The organism is Bacillus sp. BPN334, assembly GCF_008368885.1.
In the GTDB taxonomy this organism is placed as follows: domain Bacteria; phylum Bacillota; class Bacilli; order Bacillales; family Bacillaceae_G; genus Bacillus_A; species Bacillus_A wiedmannii.
This window is the reverse complement of the sequence record NZ_QOZW01000006.1, coordinates 216,453-240,497: the sequence shown is the minus strand read 5'-3', so window position 1 is coordinate 240,497 and position 24,045 is coordinate 216,453. Positions and strand designations below refer to the sequence as shown.

Below are 24,045 nucleotides of genomic sequence, written 5' to 3'. Positions count from 1 at the left end.
TACTTTATGCCTCCCTCAATTTCTCCATTAATGCAAATAACGCTAACTTATAGCCATAAAAACCAAATCCAACAATTTGTCCCGCACAAACAGCTGCCGTCACAGATTCATGACGGAACGACTCACGCTGATGAATGTTAGAAATATGTACTTCAATAACAGGAATCGAAATGCTCGCAATTGCATCTCGAATCGCATAGCTATAATGCGTAAATGCTCCAGGATTTAAAATGATCCCTTCATATATATCTTCCGCCTCATGAATACGATCGATAATCGCACCTTCATGATTCGATTGGAAACATTCTAACTCCACTCCCATTGTTTCTGCTTCTTGCTTCATATCTGCTTCAAGTGTCGCTAGCGTGCCCTTTCCATATACATTTACCTCTCTGACACCGAGGCGATTTAGGTTAGGACCGTTTACGAGGAGTACCTTTTTCATATGCTTAAAACTCCTTAATATTAAATATCTATACAACATTTTAACATAGGAGTTACTTGTTTGAATAGTTCGTCTTCTCTTCCCCTTCTTGCTCGGCCTTATTGGTATTTACTGCGTAAGAAACAGAGTATGCAATAAACACACCATACAATATAAAAATACATATCGTCGTCACAAGTGTTTCTTTCGGTAAATGGAGTGCGCTTTTAATAGCAGGCGCTATTAACCCCATTCCGAAAAATAGTAACGCCCACCAAAATAGCCCATAAATCATCCCTGGAAGAATTCCTTCAAACTTTGCCAAAAACGCTTTATACAAAAAGGCAATTAAAATCGAAAGTAGTCCCATACAAACAATTCCTGACACATTGCCCCATACCCCTTCTTTCCAGCTTCCAAAGGCAAATGGTAAAAGTAAATAGTTCGGTCCCGCTTCCGTAAATGAAAATATATGAAGGAAATACCATATCCCCCCCCAAAAGATTCCACCAAATAAACCAATTTGTACAAAATTCCTTGTTCCTAATTGTTCTTGACTCACATCGACACCTCCGCTCAATAGTATGCCCGAAACTATTTTGAACCATGTTTAAATACTGCGAAATTTGTCTATAAAAAGAATAAGAAATGTCCGACTCTCGTAACATTTTTCCTTGTCATATACTTGTATTTGTCGATAAAATAAAGGAAACTCGGTGATTGTCTTATTTCAAAACGACAGAACCCAGTATGACAATTGCCTCTTTTTCTACATAAGAGAGAAACAAATACAGGTTGGTGTTAACATGGCAGAAGAGTCAAAACAAATATATGGCGGGCAAGCAGTCATAGAAGGAGTTATGTTTGGCGGTAGAGAATATACTGTTACAGCGGTTCGTCGTAAAGATAAATCGATTGAATTTTATCGATTACCACGCGTTCGTAATAAAGCATTATCTATCCTGAAAAAAATTCCATTTTTACGAGGGATTGCCGCTATTGTGGATGCAAGTGCGAATGGAGCAAAACATTTAAACTTTGCTTCAGAACGATTTGATGTCCACCCAGAAGAAGACGAACAAATCGCAAATAACAAAGAAGAACAATCGAAATTAACGATGGTATTAGGAGTTGCAGCAGTTGGTGTTTTATCTTTCATATTTGGTAAAGTCATTTTCACAGCAGTTCCTGCACTACTAGCTGAATTAACGAGACCGATTTTCCCCTCTCATACAGGGCAAATCATTGTCGAAAGTGTCATTAAGCTCATGCTATTATTGAGCTATATATACTTTATTTCTTTAACCCCACTTATTAAGCGGGTATTTCAGTACCATGGTGCGGAGCATAAAGTAATTAATGCCTATGAGAATAACCTTCCAATGACTGTAGAAAATGTGCAAAAACAAACTCGCCTTCATTATCGCTGTGGCAGTAGCTTTATTATATTTACAGTCATTATTGGAATGTTTGTTTATTTCCTTGTCCCTACAGATCCACTTTGGGCCAGAGTCGTAAACCGAATTTTATTAATTCCAGTCGTTCTCGGCATTTCTTTCGAAGTGTTACAATTTACAAATCGATTACGCGATATTCCAGTATTACGCATACTTGGATATCCCGGATTATGGCTGCAACTGTTAACAACGAAAGAACCAACAGATGATCAAGTGGAAGTAGCCATTGCATCGTTTGAAGAATTATTACGTTTAGAAAACAAACAATAATTATTTAAAATTGGTGTTCAACTCCTTTCCTCATCGTTAATATACTAATTTTAATATATGTTTTTAGGAGGTGTCCCTTATGAACGGTCGTTCGTTTACATTCGCTATAGTTATGCTTATTATCGGATTAGCAATATTCGGCCTTGTTTCATCTGTCATTACAAATCCAATGGGTGTATTAAGAAATATCGGGTACATGTTACTTGTTGTCGGTATCTTTTATTTGCTATACAAGATGTTTACAAATTCTAGTGGTTCTGCAAATTCGCAAAGCTCTTATAAGCGTGCAGCGAAACAATCGAACCGCAAACATGGGAAACAAAATGTAGCACCCCTAAGCAATTCTTTCTTGAAATCCAACGCTTCTAATGACAAAGGTAAGAAAGGCGCTCCTTCCACTTTGAAGCGAAAAAGAAAACAATCTCATTTAACTGTCATTGAAGGTAAAAAAAACAAAAAGAAAGACCGTGCTTCCTTTTAGGAAATACGGTCTTTCTTTATATTTTGCAGTACTTCTTTCAAACTTTTATCTTTCATACTTTCAATTCGAAGGTGATGATTTTCAAATGGTAAATTCCTTGTCACATCATTAGGTACAACAACGCACTTTAATCCTGCTGCAATCGCTGCTTTTAATCCGTTTAACGAGTCTTCAAATACAACAGCTTCAGACGGATCAATTCTTAAATCTTCTATCGCAATTCGATAAAGTGCTGGATCCGGTTTTACCTTCTCAACATCTTCCCTTGTTTTAATGACTTCAAAATAATCTCGAATTTGTAGCTCTTCCAAAAAAGAAGTAACCCATTCTCTAGATGAACTGGAAGCTAATGCGATTTTCAATCCCATTTCTTTCGCTTCCTCTAAATATTCTTTTACCCCGTCACGAGCTTCTGGTATTTTCATTTTCTCTTTATGTAAAGTTTTCACTTTTTCTTTTAATGCATCCTTGTTAAACTTCTCTTTTAATTGCTCATTTAAATATGCGTAAAGCACATCGTCTGTCGTTCCAATACATTTCGCAAATTCCGTTAAAGGTAACTCCCCACCGTACTCACGAACAGCGTCTCTGAAAGAGTGAAACCATATTGTTTCTGTGTCTACAATTAATCCATCAAAATCAAAAATAATTGCTTTCATAATTTCCCCATCCTTTTCGGTTGAAATAAAAAAGGAAACGACATACGTTCCCCCTTAATTACTTTTCTCTTCATTTGCTTTTTGAACGCCACGAAGTGTTTCCACTCGAACCTCATCTTGTTCAAAATATTGCACTAGATCACCAATGCGGTCAATTGCTTCCCAACTTAAATGATGTTCAATTCCTTCTACATCATTGTAAATTTTACTTTCATCCAAACCGATAATACGCATAAATTGCTCTAGCAAGTCATGACGATATACGAGACGTTCTCCGATTTTTTTACCTTTTGATGTTAATACAAGCCCTCTATATTTTTCATAAATTAGATATTCATCTTTGTCTAATTTTTGCACCATTTTCGTTACAGAGGATGGATGTACACTCAGCGCTTCAGCAATATCAGATACGCGGGCATAACCCTTTTCATCAATCAACAAATAAATTTGTTCAATATAATCTTCCATACTAGGGGTAGGCATCGGTTTCCTCCATCCAATTTCATTTTGCTCATTCCGTACGAAGCAATCAATAAAATGATACACCAGAAAGAATAACGTGACAAGTTGAAAACAAGCCTAAATATTTAAAAGAAAAAAGAACTTGCATTCCAATACAAGTTCTTTTCATGTAAAATATTGAATTTCTGCGTTAGGAAAAAAGTGATGAATATATCCTCTAATCGTTTCTTCCAATACTTCTGCATCATCTTTTTTATATACGTATTTCCCGATGCCATATCGTCCCCATTTATATTTGCGCTTCTCTTCATCCATTTCAAGCTTCGTATTCGGATAACGCTCTTGAATGACCTTTTTTGCTGGTTTTGTAAAGCGATGTTGAATTAATTCAAATGTTAAATTCGGTATCGACAAATCTTTTAGCGCATTGTACAGTCGCTCAAATAGTTCACGATATCCTTCTTCCCATCCTTCATGAATATTAAAGTGGTGCAACTATAAACCCAAGTGGATAACCCGCACCTGCTACTTTACGAGCCGCTTCAATTCGTTCTTCAAAAGGTGATGTCCCCGGCTCAAAATTTTTGATTACATACCGTGAATTAATACTAAATCGAAAACGAGTTTTCCCATTATGTTTTGCATCTAATAAATGATCAACGTGCGAATATTTCGTAACGAAACGTAAACGCCCATGCTCACTTTCTCCAATGAATTCAATCGCCCGCTTTAATGCATGTGTTAAATGATCAATTCCAACAATATCTGATGTACAAGCCGCTTCAAACCTTGTTATTTCTGGTGCTCTTTCATCCATATACTGCTTTGCCTTCTCAAATATTTCATCAAGATTGACATACACGCGAACGTAAGGCTTACTCCCAAGTGTCGTTTGCAAATAGCAATAATGACAATGTCCCATACACCCCGTTGCGAGCGGGATTGCATATTCAGCTGACGGTTTTGACGTATCAAACTTTAATGTTTTCCTCACCCCAACGACAAGTGTTGCCTTTGCATTACGATACTTTTGCAAATCATTTTCACCTGGCAAATTTCTAATTTGATTATGGGATGTCATTTCACGAATTTCTAATCCCATCTTCGTAAACTTCTCATACAGCTCTTTTCCAAGCGGATATTCGAGTGCCTTCGGTTCAAAGTAAACGAGTTTTGGCATAAATGGTTTCATATGCTTCCCTCCTCTCGTTAGTATGGGAAACGATGAAGAATTAACACTCATTAAAGTTTTCCACTTCAGTAACTTGCGTTGCAAGTTACTGAATGTTATAATTTGGATAACAGCTACCTTGCAACGCAAGTTACCTGAGTAAAAGGTGGTGAAATCATGCACAGCCAAATGTTAAAAGGTGTGCTCGAAGGTTGCATCCTATACATCATTTCACAAGAAGAAGTGTACGGATATGAACTGAGTACAAAATTAAATAAACACGGATTTACATTCGTAAGTGAAGGAAGCATATATCCGTTATTGTTACGTATGCAAAAAGAAAAATTGATTGAAGGAGCATTAAAAGCTTCCTCACTCGGTCCAAAGCGAAAATATTATCACGTAACCGACAAAGGATTAGAGCAGCTTGAAGAGTTTAAACAAAGTTGGGGAATGGTTTCAACTACGGTGAACAATTTATTACAAGGGGAGTGATAGGGATGAATGCACAAGACATGATTGAATTGAATAATAAAAAACGTGAGCTTCTAACTTCCGAAAACGAAACTGCTTATGGCGATATGCTAGTATATCTTCGATTATCTAATGTACCCGAACATCAAGTAGAAGAACTTTTATTAGAAATATTAGACCATCTTATCGAAGCACAAGCAGAAAATAAAAGTGCTTACGACATTTTCGGTAATGATTTACAATCTTATTGCGATGAACTTATATCAGCTTTGCCTGTCCAAACAAAATTAGAAAAAACTTCTTTAATCGGTTTTGTTATTAGCTTACTTCTTGCTATACAGTTTGGAATCGATGCAATTGTTTCCTTTTTCATTTTAATCTTTGAAAATAATGTAGAACAATTCACCCCAGCTTTTAGTATCCCTGGAACTATTTTGTCTGTTTCACTCATTATTCTAGGAATACTGCTTATTTTATATTTATTAAAGCGTTACTCCTTTGATCAAAAAATAAATTGGAAAAGACGAATTCTATTCGGGCTCGCTTTTGCTACTCCATTTTGTTCAGCTATATTCGTAAATATTTATTTTAGAAAATAACCTTACCTTATTTATCATCTAACCTTTTGGCAAAACGCCTTAATCGCTATCTTATTTTTTATTTTATATAAATTACTATACAAAAAATCAAATTTTTAACAGCCTTTCAAAAGGCTGTTTTTCTTCTGTCTAATTTTACAAATTGAAAAATTTCATAAAGAAAATAAGAAAAATGCAAAATAATTAAAGTTAATTGTTGACGTGATGCTTTTATTATCGGTATCATAAATCTTCGTGAGCAATTATTTTTCGTTATACGATTTTTTTATTATTACTGAATTTTTGAGAGGAGAAATTAAATGTCAGTTAAGAAGAAAACGCAAGTACGCACCGGCAAAATGGTACGTGAACTAATGTTAGCAGACGAAGATGTAAATGCTTCGCTAATTATGGTATATAGTGAAAACGGTGTAAACGCAGAAATTAAAATCGAGGGCTTAACGCCGAAATGTAACGAAGAATTATTTTTGAGCGGAAACGTGGATTGGAACAAGAGTGTTATTTATAAAATTGTTGATTTCACTGGGAACGCTGAAGTTGGTAAAGTTACATTAACAGCGATGAACAAAAATAATGTTTCTCTAGAAGTTGAACGCGTTATGTGGAGCAAAGAGAATAAAGAAGCTGCTGAGCAAGAAGAAACTGTTGTAGAAGCTACTCCGAAAAAAGAAGTAGTTGTAGAAGCTCCAAAAGCAGTTGCACCTGCTCCAAAACCTGTTACGCGAGTAGAAACACCTGCAGCACCTAAACCTACTCCGGTACCGACACCGAAGCCAGTAAGTGTAGAAGCAGCTGTGGAACTATCTACTCCAGCACCTGTGAAAAAAGCAGCACCAACTCCAGTTACAAAGCAAGAGACAGCACCGGTCGCTCCTGCAAAACCGAAGCAACCTGCTTTGACTGAAACAAATACAAAACTACAAGAAAATTATGTTAAACTTGTGAAAAAGACAATTGAAGTTTGTCAAGATTACGAGCTTGGCATCGACATAGATGATTCTATTGAAAGCTTAAAAAAAGAACTACAAAGCCAAGGTATTAGCGTTACATTTGACAAAGAAATTATGGACGTTGTAAATCGCCTTCGTTCTTTACAAGATAAAGGAATCAAAGTAGAAAAAGTACTTAATTTACTATAAAAAATAAGAGGTGGCAATTGCCACCTCTTATTTTTTATAATTCCATTCCTTACTTTCATACTTCTCTTTTGCTAATGTTTGCACTTCATGTAACTGTTCTTCTGTTAATTCATACGGAACAAGCTCTACATCTAATCCTTTTTCAAACCCAACCTCAAACGCTTTAATTAACTGTTCGATTGTAAACGTACGGTCTGTTAATTCATTAATTGCTACCGCTTTAGAAGAGAACATACTCTTCATACGCTCTTTTACACGTTCATTCGGGAATAAAAACAGATCGTATAATTCATCTAAATCTATTTCTAACGGAATCGATCCGTGCTGTAAAATCACACCTTTTTGACGTGTTTGAGCACTACCTGCGATTTTTCTTCCTTCTACTACAATTTCATACCAAGACGGTGCATCAAAGCATACTCCTGAACGTGGATTTTTTAAATTTTCACGGTCTGCTTCTGTTTTTGGAACTGCATAATATGCTTCTAATCCTAATGCCTTAAAACCGTCTAATAAACCTTGCGAAATAATACGATACGCTTCTGTAACTGTTTTTGGCATATTTGGATGATCTTCAGACACAATAACACTGTACGTTAATTCTTTATCATGTAGTACACCCCTGCCGCCTGTTTGACGACGAACGAATCCATATTTCTTTTCGTTAACTACATCCATATTAATATCTTTTTCAACACGCTGGAAATACCCAACTGTTAATGTTGGTACTTCCCATTCATAAAAACGAATGGTTGGTGGCATTTTCTTTTCACTTTGCCAATTTAATAAACATTCATCTAACGCCATATTAAATGCCGGTGAACATTGACCAGAGTTAATATAACACCATTTTTCTTTTCCCATCCTGCACCTCATATAACCAATTATTTTTCACATTCTCTAGTCTACCAAATTCGACAAAATTTGTGAAAGAATACGAAATTTCTTCTTATATGCAAATGAATCTGTTGCATAAATACATACGGGCATTATAATATTGAAAGTAGGATAAGAAAAAAGGGAGCGATAGAACCGTGTCAACAACTTGGATTATTTTATTAGCCGTAATCGTAGCGTTCATCGGCTACACTGTATGGATGTATTTCTATCAGAGAAAATTAATTAAAACACTTTCAGAAGAAGAGTTTCGCGCTGGCTACCGCAAAGCACAGCTTATCGATATTCGCGAAGCAGACGAATATACTGCAGGACATATTTTAGGCGCACGTAACATTCCATTATCACAAATTCGCCTTCGTCATAAAGAACTTCGCAAAGATCAACCAGTTTACTTATACTGCCAAAGCGGATTCCGTACTGGTCGTGCAGCTCAATACTTAAAGAAACAAGGCTACAAAGATTTCTACCAATTACAAGGTGGATTCAAAACGTGGACTGGAAAAATTAAAAAGAAATAATAACATACAAAAACTAGCTGAATCATTCAGCTAGTTTTTTCATTCCATATTATTCGCAATGTATACTAAATTTTGCTTAATCACATCTTTATCATTCTCTTGCACATTACGATACAGCAGCTGATATTCAAGTCCTTTCTCTTTCCAAATAAGCGTAGCGAATTCATCTCCTCGCCCAGAGTCATCCTTATTTTTAAAATAAGCGAATGCTCCACTATTCAATTTCATTTGTTCTTGGAATCGCTTCTCTTCCACGAGATCCGGAAAACTATAAGGAAAGTTTGCAACATTTAACTCAATATACTCATTTCTATCTGGCTCCTGCTGTTTATATTTAATCATTAAGACAGCGTTCTTCTTCCCAATCGTTCTGACTTCCCCCTTCACATCACTCGTAATGTCATACGGTAAAAACGCCGGAACTTTAAATTTCACTGGAAAATATTTCGGAAGCTCCTTTAGTGGAATAGGAGCCGTAACACGATCCATAGCTCCCCCTGTTGTTCCCACAAAGTTTTTTTCTTCTTGCATCGTTTGCTGAAACGAACATGAACTTAGCACTAGACTAGAAAACACGAAACAAATGATTCTTTTTTTCAATTTGTTTCCGCCCTTTCATACCGCTATCTTTATGAATGAAGTGTTTATATGCTATTCATATTCGCTTCATTAACAAACTCCCCCTTTGAAAACTTTCCACGTTATTCTCACACATTTTGACAAAACTTCTTTTATAGACGCAAAAAAGCCCCCTATCATTCTTACGCCCAAATAAAAAGGTTACGCGAATAAAAAGAAGCCTTACTTATAACATAGTTTGTGAAAAGCTTTTCAGGTCAAGATTTTTTCATTCTTATTATTTTCCCTTTATAATAAAGGAAAGAGGTGATACATATGGCCAATATAAAACAAATTGCAAAAACCGCTGGTGTATCCATATCAACTGTTTCCCGCGTCCTTAATAATCACCCTTACGTAAAAGAAGAAAAACGTAAGCGTGTTCTAGATGCTGTTGAAGAATTGAACTATGCAAAAAATATAAATGCTATTCATTTAATAAAGGGAAAAACATATACAATCGGGGTTATGCTCCCCTTCATTAATCTTCCATACTTCAGTACCATTATTGAAGGAATCGGAAACGAAGCGTTAGCAGCTGGATATCACATTAATTTATGTCAAACAAATTACGATAGCCTCGAAGAGATTCGTGTTCTTGAAATGATGAAAATGAAACAATTCGATGGAATGATTATTTGCTCTCGAACGAGTTCTTGGGAACAAATTGAACCTTTCGCAAAATTTGCCCCTATTATTTCATGTGAAAAGATGAAGCATCCCCTCATTTCATCCGTCTACGTAGATCACTATGAAGGCTTCCGTCTCGGCACTGCCTATTTACTCAGTAAAGGCCATGAAAAAATCGGAATCTGTTTAGCAAGAAAAACGAGTGCAAATTCTATGGAGCGCGAAAAAGCATTTGCTGATACGCTTCATAACGAAGGTAAAACGGTACATCCAGATTGGATTTTTCATCAATGCTATACGATGCAGGATGGTGCAAAAATACTTCATCGCATTTTAAACATGAAAAATCGCCCAACCGCTATTTTTACAGCGAACGATCAAGTTGCAGCTGGTTTATTAACAGAGGCGCGAAAGCATAGTATTCGAGTCCCTGAAGAACTTGCTATCCTTGGATTTGATAATCATGAAATTTCAAAGGCGTTAGAAATTTCAACAATTGAGCATCCCGGCCTTACAATGGGCTCACATGCTTTTTCTTTATTCCATAAACAAATCCAAAGCGAGCAAATTGCCGGGAATGCAGAAGAGCTTTCATTCCATTTAATTGAGCGAGATACTGTCTGAAAAAAGAGCGTTACCTATAGCGCTCTTTTTCAGCTCTTCACCTATTGACTTTATATTTCCCATCTCATATAATGAACCTAACGAACGGTAGGTAGGGGATGAAAATGACAGCAAACCGCATTAAAGCTGTAGCACTTTCTCATTTCGCACGCTACGGCTATGAAGGAACTTCATTGGCAAATATTGCTCAAGAAGTCGGGATTAAAAAACCATCGATTTACGCACACTTTAAAGGAAAAGAAGAGCTATATTTTATATGCTTAGAATCCGCTCTTCAAAAAGATTTACAGAGCTTCACAGACGATATCGAAAAATTTTCAAATTCGTCTACTGAAGAATTGCTCTTACAGTTACTAAAGGGCTACGCAAAACGATTTGGTGAAAGTGAAGAATCAATGTTTTGGTTACGAACTTCCTATTTTCCGCCTGATGCATTCCGCGTACAAATTATCGAAAAAGCGAATGCACACATTGAAAACGTCGGAAAACTTTTATTCCCTATATTTAAACAGGCAAACGAGCAAAGTGAACTGCATAACATTGAAGTAAAAGACGCTCTAGAAGCTTTTCTATGCTTACTGGACGGACTTATGGTTGAACTACTATTTGCAGGTTTAAATCGCTTTGGGACTCGTTTAAACGCCTCTTGGCAAGTATTTTGGCGAGGTCTTTCAAACTGACGGATTGCTCCTTTGCAATGCGTCGTTTTTAAGCCCTTTACCTAACGACTGGTAGGAAGGAGAAATGACATATGGCATGGATTTATGTAATCATAGCTGGTATTATTGAAATCTTTTGGGTGATTGGACTTAAAAAAGCGGAGGCACCACTCGAATGGGCTGGTGTTGCGTTATTAATTACAATTAGTTTCGTCTTATTATTTAGAGCTTATAAAGATTTACCTGTCGGCACTGTATACGCAGTCTTTACAGGAATTGGAGCTGGTGGGATCGTTCTTACAGAGATTTTCGTCTTCGGAGAACCTTTCTCTATTGTAAAAGTTCTATTAATTGGTTTAATCTTCTTCGGAGTAATTGGGCTAAAACGAGTAACAGAAGAAAAAGAAGCGAAGGAGGCCGCATAAAATGGCTTGGTTATTTTTAATTCTAGCTGGTATTTGTGAAATTATTGGTGTACTCTTTATGAAAGTAGCCACTGAAAAGAAAGGCTGGGCACCAAAAGTTATTTTAATCGCTAACTTCGGCGTAAGTTTCTTCTTCTTATCCCTTGCGATGAACACGTTACCGATGGGAACTGCTTACGCGATTTGGACTGGAATCGGAACTGCGGGAAGTGCACTTCTAGGTATTCTTATTTTCCGCGAATCAGCGGATTGGCGTCGTCTTGCCTTCTTAAGTTGCATTCTATGCGGCGCTGTTGGCTTAAAACTATTAAGCTAACGTGAGGTGAATGTCATGTGGAAAGAAAAAGGAAAACAAATGTTAGCATGGATTACACTTGGAATTGTCATTCTATTACAAATCAGTTTTCATATAATAGAATGGTTGTTTCATAAAGTAGTATCCATTCTTACCTTCCTTCCTAGCATGGCACTTGAAATTGCATCTATTGCTTGGTCAGTTATTGCCTCCATTGCAATCGTCATTATATGGAGTATCGCCAAACTATGGAATAAATTATTTAAAAAGGACATTACTTCTGAAAAAGAGTAACTGTCCTTTTTTATATTCATTCAGACTTCCTGTAGAAGTTTGATGCGATAAGACAAAGAAGACCAATTATAACAATACTTACACCAATTCCTTTATGCAAATTAGGAAATGGTGATGGTATATCTGAGTAAAAATTTGCTAATATGAGACCGATTGAAAATAAAAGTACTCCTATTCTATATAACCATTTTCTTTTGTTCATCATTCTCCCTCCTAAAATTTTTCATACACTCCTTTCTTTTGGACATACTACCTAAAAAAGGAGTGAATAATATGCAAAATTCTATACATAAGCAGATCCTATTTTTATTTTTCCTCTTTCTCATTCTCGTTATCGTTTTCAGCTTTATATTACATACTCCAAAAGATGTTGTACCGAATAGCCTCTCTGTTTATAAACTCTTACTTTCATATTGTCGTTATTGAAGAAGGTGCCTTATATAAGGCACCTTTTAAAATTCTCTTTTCTCATACAATTTCACTGAAACGAAGATAGATATTATAAACATGCATATTGAACTAACGAATAACACGCTGTTATATAATTGAATTTGTTCCATGCTGACTTCAAAGAACATAGTACCAATTGCTGTCGGTGCTATTAGTATGAATAGCGTAATTAAAGAAGCTTTTTTATAGCCAAACCAAAACAATATCGGTAAAACAATGCTTAAATATATAAAAACAAAGCCAGAAATCATAATTACTGTTGTCGTTATAAATTCAAAAGTTCCATCTTCAAATCGATTGATTACTACAGGACTAGACACTATCATACTTATAATAAAAATAATAAGTGCCATTATGTATTTAGCTAATACGATTTCCTTTCTCGCTAGCGGTAAACTATTTACTATTACTTCACTATTATATTTTTTATCGTCATTAAATGTTTTTAAAATTGCTATTACTGGAATTATAGCTGACATAATCATGTAAAAACTTTTAATATCTATTAATGTCATATACAAGAAAAGAGGATACATTAAGTGCCATATTAAATACTTCCATTGCACGATAAAGTCTTTTATTATAAGTTGCTTCACGATCGCTCCCTCCTTATAAATCACGTTCATTGTACAAATGAATTGAGAAAAACATAGACATAACATATAAAAGAAGGAGTCCTGCTATAAAACAAATATTTACGACTAGACTCGTGTTCCAAGCATTCTCTACATCTAACCATACGTTACTTACAATCAGTCCACTTAAATACCCAAATGCAATTCCGGCGAACGGAGCAATTTGTTTTGCACTGCTATATCCTACTGAAAATTCGATTGGGAGTACAATCATGCTATAAACCAATCCTCCCGTTATTCCGCCAAGAATCTCTCCCCATAGCATAAATACAGTTATATGTTCATTTTGTAACTGGATTAAACCAACTACAAGTGAGAAAATCCCACCTAAAGCAACTAAAATACTTACAAATATGTATTTTGCTATGACAATTTCTTTACGTTGTAACGGTAAACTATTTACTAGCATTTCACTTTTATTTTTATTCTCATAACTCATTAACAGCATGATTCCAAGAACAGGTATAAACATGCTAAATGTCATCAGAAAACTATCACTACGAAAATCAACAATAGCAAGAAAAAACAAACATATTAAATACGCAAACCCTAACTTTCTTTGCAACATCATATCTTTTAAGACTAATTGCTTGATCATGTTTTACCCTCCTAATATGAAAATGCTCCTTCTATAACTCTGCCTCCTGAAACATTTTCATTGAGAGAAACATTGATATGACTATACTTACTAACACTCCGATACCAAGAATACTCATTGATAATGTAGCATCTTCAGATTGAAGTACTTTTAGCATGATTATTTCATCACCAAAAATATTGCACATAAGGCCAATCATACCCATTAAAGGAAAAATCATAATCACATTCAAGACAGTAATAGCTTTGTATCCTCCAATGTAATTAGTAGGTATCGTTACTACACAATAAATTAAAGTTGCTACTATTGCTGAAAATATTGCATATCCAGGAATAGCTATGTCTCTGTTCAATAAAATATTTCCTAATATTACGACTATAAAAGTTGTACTCAAACCAGCCATAATAAATAATGAGCTTGAAATATATTTAGCTATAACTATCTCTTTTCTCGTTATAGGCAAACTCACTAATACTTTTTCTGTTTTACTTTTCTCGTCATAATAAAAAGAAATATATATAATCGTACTACATGTTATAAATAATCCTATTGCAATCCCCATCGGTTCTACGGAATTTCTAAAAACGGATAAAATAGGTATTAAAAAATAGAAAGGAAACATCTTCTTCTGTAAGAAAAACTCCTTCAAAATCAACTGTTGCATATGAATTCCCCCTCTCTATAAATCACGCGTTTCATAAATTTTAATTGTAAGAAACATAGAAGCGATATAGACACTAGCTAATATAATTCCTCCAACTATAAATACACCGATATGCACTGGATTCATAATCCACTCAATGAATGAAGGTGTTGTTTCATCCAATCCATCTCCTATGAATATCCAAGCAATTCCACCAACTACCATTGATGCTCCTGACACTATACTTCGTGCTATCTTTGACCTTGTAACATAATAACTAGGAAAGAATGTTACAACAAAAAATACGGCATAAACAGCTCCATTTATTACTTCATACCACGGAATTTCAATGTATAGATTCGGATGATAGGTACCGATATCACCAATGACCACAATGCCTCTTACAAGAAAAACAACTAACATCGTAGAGAGTATGCCACCAACAATAAATATTGCACTGGAAACATATCTAGCAATTATGATATCCTTTCGGCTTACCGGTAAACTATTTATAATAATGTCACTGTTATTCCTTTCATCCATAAAAGTTAACGTCATAACGGAAGAAAGAGTTATAAATAGACAACTCATCGAAAATAACAATTCACCACTTGGATCTAACATAAATAATACAAGAGGCACAATTAGATTCACTAACCACGTTACCCTAAAAAAGAACAAATCTTTATATATGAGCTGACGCATAGGGACCTCTCCCTTTCGCGGTGTAAACGATGATATCGTCTAATGTTGGTTTTTCTAGTACAACCTCATTTCCAAACCAATCGATAATTGCTTGCTTATCCTTTGCTAAACCTTCGAAACCAAATTTATTTTTTCGTAATCCAACAAATAATTCTTTTCCTTCTCTATCTAATAAATCATTACTTCCTTTTACAATTACGTAGTTCTCCATTAATTCATCTTTCTCACCAGTAAATATAATTTCTCCATCATTTATGAACGTAATATAATCCGCGATGCGCTCTAAGTCTGTTGTAATGTGTGTTGATAATAATACAGATACTTCATCTTCCATTACAATTTCTTGCAACATATCAAGCAATTCACTTCGAACAACCGGATCTAATCCTGCCGTTGGTTCGTCCATAATAATAAACTCCGCGTGGTGTGAAAGTGCGATTGCAATCGCAAATTTCATTTTCATCCCTTTTGATAATTCTTTAATTTTTTTATACTTCGGAACTTGCAATCGATGCATATACGATTGATACTGCTCTTCGTCCCACTTTTTATATAGCGGTGCAATAATACGTTTCATTTGTTCACACGTTAAATCTTCGTAGTAATGATTTTCATCATATACAAAACCGATATTTTGTTTTATTTCCTTCTCGGCTTTTTTATTGTCCTTGCCAAAAATTTTTATATCACCGCTATCTTTTCTAATTAAATTCATAATCATTTTGATCGTCGTACTTTTCCCTGCTCCATTCGGTCCGACAAATCCCATAATATATCCGCGTGGTAACGTAAAACTTATATTTTTCACTGCAAAATCTTGATGACTTTTACAAACGTTTTTTAGCTCTAACATCTCTTATTCCCCCTCATATAAACACGCAATCATCTGCTGTAAATCTTCAAGTGAAAGCTGCAACGCTTTACTTTCATTTACAACCTCTTCCGCTTTACTTTCCAATAGACGTAGCCGCTGTTCTTTTAGTAGTTCATTATTTTTACGTGAAACATAAGTCCCCTTCCCAGCAACAGTTTCTATATATCCTTCTTTTTCAAGCTCCTCGTACGCACGCTTCGTTGTAATTACACTAACTTGTAATTCCTTCGCTAAGCTACGAATAGACGGTAATTGGTCTCCACCCTTTAAACCACCATTTAAAATAAGCTGGCTTAATTGTTTTCTTATTTGCACATAAATAGGGTCTTGGGAAGAATTCGAAATAATAATATTCATGTTTTCCTCCAGTGTGTGTATATACTGTATATACCTTATATATACAGTATATACACACCATCCTATTTTTGGCAAGAAAAAAAGACCAACATTTTCCTGTTGATCTTTCGTATATGTATCACTTTTCAAAGCGATCTAACATCTCATCTCTCATTCCAAAACTCACTACCGCAATTCCTACATACATAAACAGAAGGAACGCCGGATGAACTGTATTGTACCAAGTGCTATCAACAATTAAATAAATCGTTAATGCTACAACAAGAACAAACGCTAAGATAAACATATAAAAGTGTCTTGTACTACCCATAATAAACTCCTCTCTTCTCTCGTCACCATTCAACAGTATATTGTATCGAATAATTCGATATGACTCAAGGTTAACTTTCTGTTATGTAATCAAGTTCCACCTTTACAATGTCCTCACATGCTATTGAAATGATTGTTCCTTGCTTATCAATTGCCGTCACTTCTCTATTATCCATTACACGATGTGCTACTCTTTCTAGTACTTTTCCTTGATCTCGATAACAAAATTCTTTTACATCTTTAATCGTTTTTCCGTTTTCTAAATGGTATATCATTCTATAACACCGATATCCCACATTTTCACCCCCAGCTTGCTCGTTTTTTCACATATACATAAAAATGAGTCATTCCTATCTCATTACATCTTCTTAATTTCAATAAAATTCTAACAAAAATAAATACTTTTATCAAACTGACTTTTTCAACAAAATCACCTATAAAACTGCTTCTTTACACCATTATGAAACAAAAAATATAAACTTTTAACATTTTCTTCACTAATTCTGCACAAATTCTCCATACAAAAAAAAGAACCCGCATATAGCGAGTTCTTCCTTTGTTATGCTAATCAAACTTGTACAGGAGCTAACTTTTCATAACGTAAAACTGGTTTACGAGCAGCCAATGTTTCATCCAAACGTTTAATTACCGTTGTATGTGGCGCTTCTTGTACAACTTCTGGATTTTCTTCTACTTCTTTAGCAATTTGAATCATCTTATCAATAAAACCGTCTAATGTTTCTTTTGATTCTGTTTCTGTCGGCTCAATCATAATACATTCTTCCACATTTAATGGGAAGTAAATTGTTGGTGGATGGTAACCGAAATCAAGCAGGCGTTTTGCGATATCTAATGTACGTACACCAAGTTTCTTTTGACGACGACCTGATAATACAAACTCATGCTTACAATGTCTATCGAACGGAAGATCATAGAATGGTGCTAATCTTCTCATCATATAGTTCGCATTTAATACCGCATACTCCGTTACTGCACGTAGTCCATCTGGACCCATAGAACGAATGTATGTGTATGCACGAACGTTAATTCCGAAGTTACCATAGAATGGTTTTACGCGCCCAATTGCTTCTGGACGATCATAGTTAAAGTGATAGCCATTTTCTGTTTTCTCTAAAATTGGTTTTGGTAAGTACGGAATTAAATCTGCTTTCACACCTACTGGACCAGAACCTGGGCCACCGCCGCCGTGAGGACCTGTAAATGTTTTATGAAGGTTTAAATGCACAACGTCAAATCCCATATCTCCTGGGCGCGCCTGGCTTAATACCGCATTTAAGTTTGCACCATCATAGTATAATTTACCGCCTGCGTTATGGACGATTTCTGCCATTTCTAAAATATTTTCTTCGAATAGACCTAATGTATTAGGATTTGTTAACATAAGTGCTGCTGTTTCTTCGTTTACAACACGTTTTAAATCTTCTAAGTCAACAAGACCATGTTCATTTGATTTTACTGTAATTGTTTCAAAACCAGCTACAGTTGCAGATGCTGGATTCGTGCCGTGAGCAGAGTCAGGAACAATTACTTTCGTACGGTTAAAGTCACCATTTGCTTCATGGTATGCACGAATTAACATTAAGCCTGTCCATTCTCCGTGTGCACCAGCTGCTGGTTGTAATGTAACAGTATCCATACCTGTAATTTCAATTAAATGCTCTTGTAAGTCGTACATTAATTCCATTGCACCTTGTACTGTCTTTTCATCTTGTAATGGATGAATATTTGCAAATCCTGCGAAACGAGCTACATTCTCATTAATTTTCGGATTATATTTCATCGTACAAGATCCAAGTGGATAGAATCCAGAATCTACACCGTGGTTACGGTTTGAAAGTGCTGTATAGTGGCGCATAATGTCAAGTTCAGATACTTCTGGTAGCTCAGCATCTTCTACTCGAATATAATCGCTCTCAAACACATCCTCTAGTTTCACTTCTTCTACATCTAATTTTGGTAGGCTATATCCTATGCGTCCTTCTTTACTCACTTCAAAGATAAGTGCTTGGTCTTGGTTCTTCATTGGATAGCCCCCATTTCGTTTACAAGTGTGTCAATTTCCTCTTTTGTACGAAGCTCAGTTACTGCTACAAGCATATGGTTTTCATGCTCTTTATAATCACGGCCTAGATCGTAACCGCCGATAATATTCTTTTGTAATAATGCATCGTTTACTTCTTTCACTGGACGCTTGCAATCTACAACAAACTCATTGAAGAATGGTCCAGCAAATGTAACTGTGAAGCCTTGCGCTTCAAATTGACGTTTTGCATATTGTGCTTTAGAAATATTTTGACGTGCCATTTCTTTCACACCTTGTTTACCAAGTGCCGTCATTGCAACTGATGCTGCTAATGCATTTAACGCTTGATTTGAACAAATGTTAGACGTCGCTTTGTCACGGCGAATATGCTGTTCACGTGCTTGTAACGTTAATACAAACCCACGTTTACCATCTGAATCTACAGTTTGTCCAACAAGACGTCCTGGAATTTTACGCATAAATGCTTTCGTTGTTGCAAAGTAACCACAGTGTGGTCCACCAAACTGCGTTGGAATACCAAATGGTTGTGCATCACCGATTACAATATCAGCACCAAATTTTCCTGGTGGTGTTAATGCGCCTAATGATAATGGATTTGAAGAAACGATAAATAATGATTTTTGTTGATGAACGATTTTTTCAATATCAGCTAATTTTTCAACTTGTCCGAAGAAGTTTGGATATTGAACGATTACACAAGCAACTGTATCATCTACTTCACTTTGTAATACGTCTAAATCTGTTACACCATCTTTATGATTAATTTCAACAACTTCAAGATGTTGACCTTTTGCATACGTTTCAAGTACTGCTCTTGATTCTGGATGAACTGCACTAGATACAAGAATTTTCTTTTTACGAGTATGGCCAGCTGCTAGCATTGCCGCTTCAGCTAAAGCTGTACCTCCATCGTACATAGAAGAGTTTGCTACATCCATTCCTGTTAATTCACAAATCATTGTTTGGAATTCAAAGATTGCTTGTAATTCCCCTTGTGAAATTTCTGGTTGGTATGGCGTGTAAGCTGTATAAAATTCTGAGCGAGAGATAACGTGATCTACAATTACTGGAGCGTAATGATCATATACGCCTGCTCCTAAGAAAGAAGCGTACTCTTTTAAGTTAGCATTTTTACTAGCCATTTGAGTTAACTCTTTTAGCAGCTCTGGCTCTGATTTTGCTTCTTTAATTTTTAAATCCCCTTTAAAACGAACACTCTCTGGAATATCAGAGAATAACTCATCGATCGTTTGAACGCCGATCGTTTGTAACATTTCTTTTTTGTCTTCTTCTGTCATTGGAAGATAACGATGCAACATGAAATCTACCCCTCTCCCCGTTACTTTGAACGTTTATAAAATGGTGTTGGAACAACTACTGCTTTGACGCGTTTATTACGAATTTCAATTTCTACTTCTGTATCAACTGCTGCGTATTTTACATCAATTAGTGCTAAACCAATGCTTTTCTTTAACGTTGGAGATTGTGTACCACTCGTTACTTCCCCGATTTTTTCTTCTCCAATAAATACAGGGTAATGTGTACGAGGAATTCCACGCTCGATTACTTCGATGCCGACTAACTTACGAGGCGCACCGTTTTCTTTTTGCTCTTTTAACGTTTCTTTTCCAAAGAAGTCTGCTTCTTTATTTGGTTTTACCGCAAAGCCAATGCCAGCTTCAATCGGTGTAATATCTTTTGATAATTCTTGACCATAAAGTGGTAATGTTGCTTCGAATCGAAGTGTATCACGAGCACCTAAACCACATGCTTTTAAGCCTTCTTCTGCTCCAACTTCAAGAAGTTTCTCCCAAAGTTTTGCAGCATCTTCACTCTTACAGTAAATTTCAAATCCATCTTCACCTGTGTAACCTGTACGAGATACAAGTGCTGGAATTCCATCTACAAGAATATCGTTTTTAAATTTAAAGAACTTAATTTCTTTCAAATCTTCTGACACAACTTTTTGTAAAATGCCTTCTGCTTTTGGACCTTGAATTGCAAGCTGTGCAACTTCACTAGAAACATTGACTACTGTCGCATCGCCAATTACATGGCTAGCTAACCATTCGTAATCTTTCTCGATATTTGATGCATTGATTACTAATAAATAGTCTTCTTCACCACGTTTGTAGATTAATAAATCATCTACTGTACCACCATTTTCGTAGCACATAGCTGTATATTGTGCGCCTCCTACTTTTAAAGTAGAAACGTCATTTGTAACAACACGTTGTAAAAATGCTAAACTATCTACACCTTTTACCTCAACTTCTCCCATATGAGATACATCGAACAAACCTGCAGCCGTACGTACAGCTTCATGTTCTTCTTTAATGCTTGAAAATTGAACTGGTAATTCCCAACCACCGAAGTCGATTGTTTTTCCACCATACTTCGCGTATACATCAAATAACGGTGTACGTTGTAATGTAATCATGCTCTCTCCCCCTTATGCTTTGACAAATCAATAAAAGTTGCTCGCCATATCTAAACATTTTCACTCTGAAAAGATAGGATATACGGAATCTCATTATATTTTTTTATGAAAGCGTAAATAAAAAATCACTTTCTTGGATAAAATACGAAAGATTCCACACATTTCACACCATTATCCTAACATTATTCGCTATATTTCATCAATATTCTAGCATAAAAAATAATTTAGAATTTTTCATTCTTAATCTTATTAAATACAACTTTCAAAATTCAACCCTTTATCTTTGCCTATTCTTTAACTTTCAGTATGTGTAATAGCGCCTTATTACAAGGCTTATATAATAAAGATTTTTTTAATAATTACTTTAGTTTATAAAAGGTGGGAGAGTCGTAATGAATGTCGATATTTCCGTAGATCGAACGTGGCAAAACAATTTTTTAAATAGAATTAATGAAGATGGTCCTTGGACAAATTGGGATTTATATCATTTAGCTTATAAAACAGAAAAATCGTTACTTGTTCCTACTTTCGATGGATTACAAGCACCGAAACATTTATCTCATTTCACACCACTTCCTCATCAATTAGAAGTCGCTCAAAATGTCATTGAACAAATGAATGGTAAAGCGATACTAGCAGATGAAGTGGGACTTGGGAAAACGATTGAAGCTGGGCTTATTTTAAAAGAATATATGGTCCGCGGCCTTGTGAAAAAAGTACTTATACTCGTCCCTGCCTCTCTCGTATCACAATGGGCATACGAATTAAATACAAAGTTTTTTATTCCAGCTGTAGCCCAAAAGAAAAGCTACTCGTGGGAACAAGCCGATGTGATTGTATCATCAATTGATACTGCAAAACGTTCACCGCATCGCGATATCGTTTTGAACCTAGAATATGACCTTATTATTATCGATGAAGCACATAAACTTAAAAATAATAAAACAAAAAACTATGAATTTGCACAACGATTAAAAAAGAAATTTTGTTTATTATTAACCGCTACGCCTGTTCAAAATAAGATTGATGAAATTTTCAACCTCGTTTCTTTATTAAAGCCAGGACATTTAGGCAATCAATCCAACTTTGAAGAATATTACGCTTCAAAAAATCGTTCCGCCAAATCTGATGAAGATTTAAAAGCTCTTATTAACAAAGTGATGGTCCGAAATCGACGTCATAATACCGGAATTGATTGGCCAAAGAGACATGTACGTACAATTTTTGTTGAGTTTAATGAAGAAGAGCAAGCTTTGTATAATGGTATTGAAAATTGGCGAGGACAAGATGCCTTCACATCTGCTTTCTCATCGTTAACTTTAAAACGGGAAGCGTGTAGTAGTCGTGAAGCTGTTTACTACTCATTAAAAAAACATGTGGAAAAAAGGCAGAAAGAAAATGAGCATTACATAAAGGACCCACATATTGATGTGCTAATGGACAAAATTAATCATATTCCTTTCAACTCAAAAGCGAATAAAGCTCTTGAGCTTATAAAAGAAATTGACGATAAAGTCATTATCTTCACTGAATATAGAGCTTCACAAATGTATTTACAATGGTTTTTACAACAACACGGTATTTCTTCCGTTCCATTCCGCGGCGGGTTTAAACGCGGGAAGAAAGATTGGATGAAGGAGCTTTTCCAAAACCACGCACAAGTATTAATTGCAACGGAAGCTGGTGGCGAAGGGATTAACTTACAGTTTTGTAGCCATATGATCAATTATGACTTGCCATGGAATCCAATGCGTCTTGAACAAAGAATCGGACGTATTCACCGTCTTGGTCAAAAGAATGATGTTCATATTTATAACTTAGCTACAAAACATACTGTTGAAGAACATATTTTGAAACTGTTATATGAAAAAATCAATTTATTTGAGCGTGTTATCGGCGAGCTTGATGAAATTTTAACGAGAATTAATATGAAAAACATCGACGCGCATATTCAAGAAATCTTTGCGCAGTCAAAAAGCGAAGGAGAAATCCGAATTAAGATGGAAAACTTAACATCTATTATCGACTTCGCGAAACGAAATGAAGCTGAGGTGCAAGGCTATGCAGCAACATGAAATTCATAATTACTTATACAATTTTTTTGAGGCGAATAACTGCGAAATTTTAAAGCGCTCCCCTCATCTATTAGATGTGCAGTTAACAATTGAGATGGATAAATTATTAATGAACCGTCCTTTTTATTGGCACTATCTTGAGAAAACAGGAGGCGTACCGAATCCGATGCGCCTTACTCTTCTTACAAATCCAGAAAGTGAAGAAAACGATGGTGAGCTTATTCACTACGGTTCACCACGTCTTCATCAAATTTTCCAAACGACAAAAGAATTAGGCTCTTACATACGTTTATATGAGGAAGTACGGCATAGCGGGGCAACGCATACACCGCTCCATCCTTGGCTCGGTGTAAATATAAAGGTTTCCTATCAATGTGATCGAAAAAAAGACATCCTTCACTCCATTGGGATTCATCTCATTTCTGGCACAATGATTGCAAACTTTCATGAAACATTAGCTAAAATTAAACTTACACCGAAAATACCTGACTTTTGTTTTACGCTCTCGCCTATCATTAAACCGCAAAGCGGTTTACAACGTATAGAGGATGCTTTAAAGAATATTATTGCAGAAGATGACCATACGTGGGCGAAAGAAGCAAGAGTGCGCTGGAATCACGATTTAGACCTTTTAAATCGTTTTTATGAAGAGAGTGATGAACTTCCCGAAAGCTATGAAATTGAAAAGCAAGCCTTGCAAGAACAATATGAACCCCGCATTACAGTGCAAATTATTAACGGCGGACTCTTTTATGTTACTGCGAATCATTTTCTTTCTTAAAAAGCCCCTTCTGT

At 35.6% G+C, this 24,045-nt stretch carries 30 protein-coding genes and 2 pseudogenes; 13 read left to right on the top strand and 19 right to left on the bottom strand.

What is annotated here, in order from left to right:
• Nucleotides 1-4: 4 nt before the first annotated feature.
• Entirely contained in the window at nt 5-445 is a 441-nt protein-coding gene (gene aroQ, locus DN393_RS08205; protein WP_000757087.1) for a type II 3-dehydroquinate dehydratase, read from the bottom strand.
• 52 nt (nt 446-497) lie between these two features.
• On the bottom strand, nt 498-986 hold the full coding sequence (locus DN393_RS08200) for a YqhR family membrane protein (RefSeq protein ID WP_142289410.1): 489 nt from the start codon (nt 984-986) through the stop codon (nt 498-500).
• A gap of 244 nt (nt 987-1,230) precedes the next feature.
• Between DN393_RS08200 and DN393_RS08195 the strand changes: the two genes are divergently transcribed.
• Nucleotides 1,231-2,151, top strand: a complete 921-nt coding sequence (locus DN393_RS08195; protein ID WP_000807116.1) for a DUF1385 domain-containing protein — start codon at nt 1,231-1,233, stop codon at nt 2,149-2,151.
• 79 nt (nt 2,152-2,230) lie between these two features.
• Nucleotides 2,231-2,632 (top strand): SA1362 family protein, encoded by a 402-nt coding sequence (locus DN393_RS08190; protein ID WP_001014467.1) that lies wholly within the window; start codon nt 2,231-2,233, stop codon nt 2,630-2,632.
• Here the strand turns inward: DN393_RS08190 and DN393_RS08185 are convergent.
• The 3 genes and pseudogenes from DN393_RS08185 to splB all read right to left on the bottom strand — a co-directional run bounded on the left by DN393_RS08185 (nt 2,629) and on the right by splB (nt 4,945).
• Complete coding sequence (locus DN393_RS08185) at nt 2,629-3,291, bottom strand: HAD family hydrolase (RefSeq protein WP_149173440.1); 663 nt, start codon at nt 3,289-3,291, stop codon at nt 2,629-2,631. The genes DN393_RS08190 and DN393_RS08185 overlap by 4 nt on opposite strands.
• A gap of 54 nt (nt 3,292-3,345) precedes the next feature.
• The gene (mntR, locus tag DN393_RS08180; RefSeq protein WP_001143071.1) at nt 3,346-3,774 is read right to left on the bottom strand and encodes a transcriptional regulator MntR; all 429 of its coding nucleotides are present in this window, start codon (nt 3,772-3,774) and stop codon (nt 3,346-3,348) included.
• A gap of 144 nt (nt 3,775-3,918) precedes the next feature.
• A pseudogene (gene splB, locus DN393_RS08175) lies at nt 3,919-4,945 on the bottom strand (spore photoproduct lyase).
• A gap of 156 nt (nt 4,946-5,101) precedes the next feature.
• Between splB and DN393_RS08170 the strand changes: the two are divergent.
• The 3 genes and pseudogenes from DN393_RS08170 to DN393_RS08160 all read left to right on the top strand — a co-directional run bounded on the left by DN393_RS08170 (nt 5,102) and on the right by DN393_RS08160 (nt 7,136).
• A complete protein-coding gene (locus DN393_RS08170; protein ID WP_149173439.1) occupies nt 5,102-5,419 on the top strand; it encodes a PadR family transcriptional regulator in 318 nt (105 codons plus the stop codon).
• Nucleotides 5,420-5,424: 5 nt separating this feature from the next.
• Nucleotides 5,425-6,096, top strand: a pseudogene (locus DN393_RS08165) (DUF1129 domain-containing protein).
• A gap of 200 nt (nt 6,097-6,296) precedes the next feature.
• Nucleotides 6,297-7,136, top strand: a complete 840-nt coding sequence (locus DN393_RS08160; protein WP_088048125.1) for a hypothetical protein — start codon at nt 6,297-6,299, stop codon at nt 7,134-7,136.
• A 27-nt stretch (nt 7,137-7,163) separates the two neighbouring features.
• Here the strand turns inward: DN393_RS08160 and DN393_RS08155 are convergent, their stop codons facing one another.
• Complete coding sequence (locus DN393_RS08155; protein ID WP_000514071.1) at nt 7,164-8,000, bottom strand: lipoate--protein ligase family protein; 837 nt, start codon at nt 7,998-8,000, stop codon at nt 7,164-7,166.
• A gap of 170 nt (nt 8,001-8,170) precedes the next feature.
• Between DN393_RS08155 and DN393_RS08150 the strand changes: the two genes are divergently transcribed.
• Nucleotides 8,171-8,554 (top strand): rhodanese-like domain-containing protein, encoded by a 384-nt coding sequence (locus DN393_RS08150; protein ID WP_000108656.1) that lies wholly within the window; start codon nt 8,171-8,173, stop codon nt 8,552-8,554.
• Between the two features lie 39 nt (nt 8,555-8,593).
• On the opposite strand, the gene DN393_RS08145 is transcribed toward DN393_RS08150, so the two are convergent.
• A complete protein-coding gene (locus DN393_RS08145; protein WP_142289412.1) occupies nt 8,594-9,130 on the bottom strand; it encodes a DNA polymerase III subunit delta in 537 nt (178 codons plus the stop codon).
• 318 nt (nt 9,131-9,448) lie between these two features.
• Between DN393_RS08145 and DN393_RS08140 the strand changes: the two genes are divergently transcribed.
• From DN393_RS08140 to DN393_RS08120, 5 genes are all read left to right on the top strand, one after another.
• Nucleotides 9,449-10,426, top strand: coding sequence for a LacI family DNA-binding transcriptional regulator (locus DN393_RS08140; RefSeq protein WP_064474818.1), 978 nt, complete (start codon nt 9,449-9,451; stop codon nt 10,424-10,426).
• Between the two features lie 98 nt (nt 10,427-10,524).
• Nucleotides 10,525-11,106 carry a TetR/AcrR family transcriptional regulator gene (locus DN393_RS08135; RefSeq protein ID WP_142289409.1) on the top strand — a complete coding sequence of 194 codons (582 nt, stop codon included), beginning with the start codon at nt 10,525-10,527 and terminating at the stop codon, nt 11,104-11,106.
• A gap of 71 nt (nt 11,107-11,177) precedes the next feature.
• Entirely contained in the window at nt 11,178-11,510 is a 333-nt protein-coding gene (locus DN393_RS08130) for a DMT family transporter (protein ID WP_000312344.1), read from the top strand.
• Nucleotide 11,511: 1 nt separating this feature from the next.
• Nucleotides 11,512-11,826, top strand: a complete 315-nt coding sequence (locus DN393_RS08125; protein ID WP_046956356.1) for a DMT family transporter — start codon at nt 11,512-11,514, stop codon at nt 11,824-11,826.
• 15 nt (nt 11,827-11,841) lie between these two features.
• A complete protein-coding gene (locus tag DN393_RS08120; protein ID WP_064474817.1) occupies nt 11,842-12,099 on the top strand; it encodes a DUF3975 family protein in 258 nt (85 codons plus the stop codon).
• A 16-nt stretch (nt 12,100-12,115) separates the two neighbouring features.
• Here DN393_RS08120 and DN393_RS08115 read toward each other — a convergent pair whose 3' ends face one another.
• The 12 genes from DN393_RS08115 to gcvT all read right to left on the bottom strand — a co-directional run bounded on the left by DN393_RS08115 (nt 12,116) and on the right by gcvT (nt 21,175).
• Nucleotides 12,116-12,301 (bottom strand): hypothetical protein, encoded by a 186-nt coding sequence (locus DN393_RS08115; RefSeq protein WP_142289408.1) that lies wholly within the window; start codon nt 12,299-12,301, stop codon nt 12,116-12,118.
• 250 nt (nt 12,302-12,551) lie between these two features.
• Nucleotides 12,552-13,145: an ABC-2 transporter permease gene (locus DN393_RS08110; protein ID WP_088048121.1), complete on the bottom strand. Its 594-nt coding sequence runs from the start codon at nt 13,143-13,145 to the stop codon at nt 12,552-12,554.
• 13 nt (nt 13,146-13,158) lie between these two features.
• Nucleotides 13,159-13,782, bottom strand: coding sequence for an ABC-2 transporter permease (locus DN393_RS08105; protein ID WP_088048120.1), 624 nt, complete (start codon nt 13,780-13,782; stop codon nt 13,159-13,161).
• Nucleotides 13,783-13,813: 31 nt separating this feature from the next.
• The gene (locus DN393_RS08100) at nt 13,814-14,446 is read right to left on the bottom strand and encodes an ABC-2 transporter permease (protein WP_088048119.1); all 633 of its coding nucleotides are present in this window, start codon (nt 14,444-14,446) and stop codon (nt 13,814-13,816) included.
• Between the two features lie 15 nt (nt 14,447-14,461).
• Complete coding sequence (locus tag DN393_RS08095) at nt 14,462-15,130, bottom strand: ABC-2 transporter permease (protein WP_002143120.1); 669 nt, start codon at nt 15,128-15,130, stop codon at nt 14,462-14,464.
• Complete coding sequence (locus tag DN393_RS08090; RefSeq protein ID WP_088048118.1) at nt 15,111-15,983, bottom strand: ABC transporter ATP-binding protein; 873 nt, start codon at nt 15,981-15,983, stop codon at nt 15,111-15,113. The genes DN393_RS08095 and DN393_RS08090 overlap by 20 nt, the downstream gene beginning before the upstream one ends.
• 3 nt (nt 15,984-15,986) lie before the next feature.
• The gene (locus DN393_RS08085) at nt 15,987-16,361 is read right to left on the bottom strand and encodes a GntR family transcriptional regulator (protein ID WP_001021362.1); all 375 of its coding nucleotides are present in this window, start codon (nt 16,359-16,361) and stop codon (nt 15,987-15,989) included.
• A gap of 118 nt (nt 16,362-16,479) precedes the next feature.
• The gene (locus tag DN393_RS08080; protein ID WP_000535935.1) at nt 16,480-16,671 is read right to left on the bottom strand and encodes a hypothetical protein; all 192 of its coding nucleotides are present in this window, start codon (nt 16,669-16,671) and stop codon (nt 16,480-16,482) included.
• A 70-nt stretch (nt 16,672-16,741) separates the two neighbouring features.
• Entirely contained in the window at nt 16,742-16,945 is a 204-nt protein-coding gene (locus tag DN393_RS08075) for a DUF3929 family protein (RefSeq protein ID WP_000639160.1), read from the bottom strand.
• 293 nt (nt 16,946-17,238) lie between these two features.
• Nucleotides 17,239-18,714: an aminomethyl-transferring glycine dehydrogenase subunit 2 gene (gcvPB, locus tag DN393_RS08065; protein ID WP_000795689.1), complete on the bottom strand. Its 1,476-nt coding sequence runs from the start codon at nt 18,712-18,714 to the stop codon at nt 17,239-17,241.
• On the bottom strand, nt 18,711-20,054 hold the full coding sequence (gene gcvPA, locus DN393_RS08060; protein WP_000903245.1) for an aminomethyl-transferring glycine dehydrogenase subunit 1: 1,344 nt from the start codon (nt 20,052-20,054) through the stop codon (nt 18,711-18,713). Before gcvPA ends, gcvPB begins: the two co-directional genes overlap by 4 nt.
• Before the next feature lie 20 nt (nt 20,055-20,074).
• Nucleotides 20,075-21,175 carry a glycine cleavage system aminomethyltransferase GcvT gene (gene gcvT / locus DN393_RS08055; RefSeq protein WP_000631766.1) on the bottom strand — a complete coding sequence of 367 codons (1,101 nt, stop codon included), beginning with the start codon at nt 21,173-21,175 and terminating at the stop codon, nt 20,075-20,077.
• 392 nt (nt 21,176-21,567) lie between these two features.
• On the opposite strand from gcvT, the gene DN393_RS08050 reads away from it, so the two are divergent.
• The gene (locus DN393_RS08050; RefSeq protein WP_088048116.1) at nt 21,568-23,250 is read left to right on the top strand and encodes a DEAD/DEAH box helicase; all 1,683 of its coding nucleotides are present in this window, start codon (nt 21,568-21,570) and stop codon (nt 23,248-23,250) included.
• Nucleotides 23,237-24,031, top strand: coding sequence for a YqhG family protein (locus DN393_RS08045; protein WP_001183977.1), 795 nt, complete (start codon nt 23,237-23,239; stop codon nt 24,029-24,031). Before DN393_RS08050 ends, DN393_RS08045 begins: the two co-directional genes overlap by 14 nt.
• The last annotated feature ends 14 nt before the right edge of the window (nt 24,032-24,045 follow it).